The organism is Marivita cryptomonadis (genome assembly GCF_002115725.1).
Taxonomy (GTDB): domain Bacteria; phylum Pseudomonadota; class Alphaproteobacteria; order Rhodobacterales; family Rhodobacteraceae; genus Marivita; species Marivita cryptomonadis.
The window spans coordinates 1-736 of record NZ_JFKD01000106.1; the positions used below are offsets into that span (position 1 = coordinate 1).

Here is a 736-nt window from a genome sequence, read left to right on the forward strand (position 1 = left end):
TTTCTCCCAGCCTGAAGCTGGATTGCAAAACTCGGGCTCAAAGACGTAGTGGCTGGCCATCGCCTTGAAACGGGGGTTGATGTCCCGCTGCTTGCCCTTACCAACGCGATCAACCGCCGTCTTCATATTGTCATAGATGCCGCGGCTGGGAACGCCGCCAAACACACGGAACGCATGCCAATGGGCGTCAAACAGCATCTCGTGCGTTTGCAGCGGATAAGCCCGGACCAAGAACGCCCGGCTGTGCGACAACTTGATATGCGCAACCTGAAGCTTCAGTCGCTCGCCGCCTATATTGGCCCAGTCTTCACTCCAATCGAACTGGAAAGCTTCGCCAGGCTGGAAAATCAGAGGCACGAAAGTGCCGCGCCCTGTCGTCTGTTCCGCCCGCTGCCGGTCTGCACGCCATGCACGGGCAAAGGCCGCAACACGTTCGTAGGAACCATCATACCCCAACTGAACCAGATCCGCGTGCATCTGTTTGACGGTTCGACGCTCTTTGCGCGATTTACGCGTCTGCGTAAGCAACCAAGCTGACAACCGGTCCGCGAACGGGTCCAGCTTGGTCGGTCGCGACGGTGTCTTGAACTTAGGCTCGACAATGCCCTCGCGCAGATACTTCTTAACCGTGTTCCGAGATAGACCCGTGCGACGGGCAATCTCTCTGATTGGCATTTTGTCACGCAATGCCCAGCGTCGAATGACACTCAAAAATCCCATGTCGATCACTCCATAT

The 736-nt window shown here is 56.7% G+C and carries 1 protein-coding gene; it reads right to left on the bottom strand.

What is annotated here, in order from left to right:
* Positions 1-720 (bottom strand): IS21 family transposase (istA, locus tag MCRY_RS22520; protein ID WP_139834183.1); only part of this gene is annotated, 720 nt, incomplete at its 3' end.
* Between the last annotated feature and the right edge of the window lie 16 nt (positions 721-736).